The following is a 2,945-nucleotide window of genomic DNA, read 5'->3' as shown; positions in this document are numbered from 1 at the left end:
GGCCCTGGCCGACATGGGCGTGGTGGCCGTGCGCGAAGAGATTGCGCTGGAGCCCGCCTTCTGGGCCCAGTTCCCCGCGAACTTCCAATACATTGCGCGACGCGGATTGGTGTCGACGAACAATTTTGCTGGCCTCGCCAGCATCCACAACTTCCCCACCGGCCAGGCGACCGGCGCGCACTGGGGCGACGCCGTCACCCTGCTGGAGACGACGGCGGCCGGCCCGTACCACTTCAACTTCCACCAGGGCGACCTGGGCAACTTCACCGTCATCGGCCCGTCGGGCTCGGGCAAGACGGTCGTGCTCAACTTCCTTCTGGCCCAGGCGCGCAAGCTGGATCCGCGTATCATCTTTTTCGACAAGGACCGGGGGGCGGAACTGTTCATCCGCGCCATCGGCGGCCGCTATGACCAGCTGCGCCCCGGCCAGGCCTCCGGCCTCAATCCACTGCAGCTCGAAGACACCCCGGCCAATCGCGGCTTCCTGGTCGACTGGCTCAGCCAGCTCGCCGGCGGTGTCGATCTCGAGGAGCTGGAGCGGATCCGAGAGGCCGTCAGCGCCAGTTACGAGCAGCCGGCCGCGCACCGTCGCCTACGCCATCTGGTCGAACTGTTCCGGGGCGGGCATCGCCCTCACGGCGGCGATCTCTGGTCGCGGCTGCGCCCCTGGTGGGGCGACGGCGAACGCGCTTGGCTGTTCGACAATCCCGAGGACCTGACCGATCTCTCGGTGCGGACCGTTGGGTTCGACATGACCGTGCTGCTGGACGATCCGGCCGTACGCACGCCCGCCATGATGTACCTCTTCCACCGGGTGGAGGAGCGGCTCGACGGCTCTCCCGCCATCATCGTCGTCGACGAGGGCTGGAAGGCGCTGGACGACGAGGTCTTCGTGCGGCGCATCAAGGACTGGGAAAAGACCATCCGCAAGCGCAACGGCATCGTCGGCTTCGCCACCCAGAGCGCCCAGGATGCGCTGGAAAGCCGCATCGCCAGCGCCATCATCGAACAGGCCGCGACCCAGATTTTCATGGTCAACGCCAAGGCGCGCGCGGAAGATTATATTGGCGGTTTCGGCCTGACGCCGCATGAATACGACCTGATCCGCACCCTGCCAGACAGCGCCCACTGCTTCCTGATCAAGCGCGGCGGCGAAAGCGTCGTCGTCCGCCTCGACCTGTCGGGCGAGAAGGACATCCTGACCATCCTGTCGGGCCGCGAGCGGTCGGTGCGGCTGCTGGACGATATCCGCGCCTCGGTCGGCGATGAACCCGCCGACTGGATGGCCCCGCTGCTGGAGCAGGCCTGACCATGGCGACCTGTCCCAGGCTTTCCACCGGCGAGGCCTTCCTCTCGACCCTGCTGCGCCACATTGACTGCCAGGCGCAGACGATCGGCGCGGACGGCTACCAGGCCCTGGCCGATCCGGGCTCGCCCTTCGCCCTGGCGCTGACCGGCCTGCTGACGATCTTCGTCGCCCTGTTCGGCCTGCGGATGATGCTCGGTCAGACGCCGACGGTGCGCGACGGGGTCATGGCTGTCGTCAAGATCGGCGTGGTGTTGACGATCGCCGCCAACTGGCCCGCCTATCGCACCGTCGTCTACGACCTCGTCGTACAAGGTCCGGCGCAACTCAGTTCGACGCTTGGCCGCGCCGCCGGGCTGCCCAGTGGAGACGGCGACCTCGTCAACCGCCTCCAGAGCGCCGACACCGCCATCATCCGCCTGATCAACTACGGCACGGGACGCGACGACCTCGCCGTCCTGCCCTCAGCCAATCCAAACGAGCCGGCGCAACGCACGCCCATCGCCGACAATCCCGCTCTGGGCTGGGCACGCGTCTTCTTCCTGTCCAGCACCATCGCCGCCTTCGCCGCCGTTCGCTTGACCGCAGGGGTGCTGCTGGCCCTGGCGCCGCTCTTCGCCGGATTGCTGCTGTTCGACATGGCCCGCGGCCTGTTCATCGGTTGGCTTCGCGCCTTGGTCTTCGCCCTGCTGGCTTCCGTCGCCACCACCATGGTGCTGGGCGTCCAACTGGCTCTGCTTGAGCCCTGGCTGGCCCAGGTCATCCAGTTGCGCCAGAGCAACGCGCTCGCCGCTGCTGCGCCCATCGAGCTTCTGGTCATCTGCCTGGCCTTCGCCCTCGCACTGTTCGGATCGCTCGGCATCCTCCTGCGCCTGGCCTTCACCGTCCACGTCCCGGCAGGGCGAAGCGAGATGAAGGAGGCGCCGGCGCCGACACCCGCTCGCCCTGAGCCGCAGCCCAACCTCGTGCCGCCGGAGCGGACCGCGCCGGAGCACGCCGCGCCTCGCGCTCAGGCCGTCGCCAGCGCCCTGATGGCGGCGCAGCGCCGCGACCGAGCCAACTCGCCGCCCATGTCGACCGGAGCGCTAGCCGCTGCAACAGGTCGCTCGCCTGGTGGCGGTTTCAACACCGGCGACGACTTCGCCATTCCCACCACTGGTCAGGCCCTGCGTCGCACCCGACCGCGGAAATCCGTCAGCGCCGTGCTTCGAGACCGTCGTTCATGAAGAAATCAAGCCGCGAGGCGCTCGACGCCTACTATCGTGAAGCCGGGAGTTGGGCGACGGACAAGATCACCGGCCTGCAGAAGTCTCGTCGCATCGCCTGGATCATGGCGGGCGCAGCCGCCGCCGTGGCCGTGGCCGAGGCCTGCGCCCTCATCGTGCTGATGCCGCTGAAGACGGTCGAGCCCTATACTCTGATGGTTGATCGCACGACTGGCTTCGTCCAGGCGCTGAAACCGTTAGATCCCGGTCAGATCACGCCGGACAAGGCGCTGGTCCAGTCCATGCTGGTCCAGTACGTCATCGCCCGCGAAGGCTTCGACATGGCCACGCTACAGACCGACTATCGCAAGGTCGGCCTGTGGTCGGCGGAGCAGGCGCGCTCGGACTACCTGGCCCTGATGCAGGCCTCCAAC

2 protein-coding genes and 1 pseudogene are annotated in these 2,945 nt (G+C 67.7%); all 3 read left to right on the top strand.

All coding sequences use genetic code 11. From position 1 onward, the window contains the following. Positions 1–1,309: pseudogene (locus tag HX774_RS16900) on the top strand (VirB4 family type IV secretion/conjugal transfer ATPase); the annotation flags it as partial. 2 nt (positions 1,310–1,311) lie between these two features. Continuing rightward, positions 1,312–2,532 carry a type IV secretion system protein gene (locus tag HX774_RS16895; protein WP_178828645.1) on the top strand — a complete coding sequence of 407 codons (1,221 nt, stop codon included), beginning with the start codon at positions 1,312–1,314 and terminating at the stop codon, positions 2,530–2,532. Then, the coding region (locus HX774_RS16890) for a VirB8/TrbF family protein (RefSeq protein ID WP_255500517.1) at positions 2,529–2,945 on the top strand (417 nt) is incomplete at its 3' end. The genes HX774_RS16895 and HX774_RS16890, both read left to right, overlap by 4 nt.

It is taken from the genome of Brevundimonas sp. P7753 (assembly GCF_013386595.1).
GTDB lineage: Bacteria > Pseudomonadota > Alphaproteobacteria > Caulobacterales > Caulobacteraceae > Brevundimonas > Brevundimonas bullata.
The sequence above is the reverse complement of the archived record's forward strand: the minus strand, read 5'-3'. Positions and strand labels throughout refer to the sequence as shown.

Bases quoted from the DNA above. Each gene is read 5' to 3' on its own strand.
- HX774_RS16895 (WP_178828645.1), top strand. From the start codon at position 1,312: ATGGCGACCTGTCCCAGGCTTTCCACCGGCGAGGCCTTCCTCTCGACC.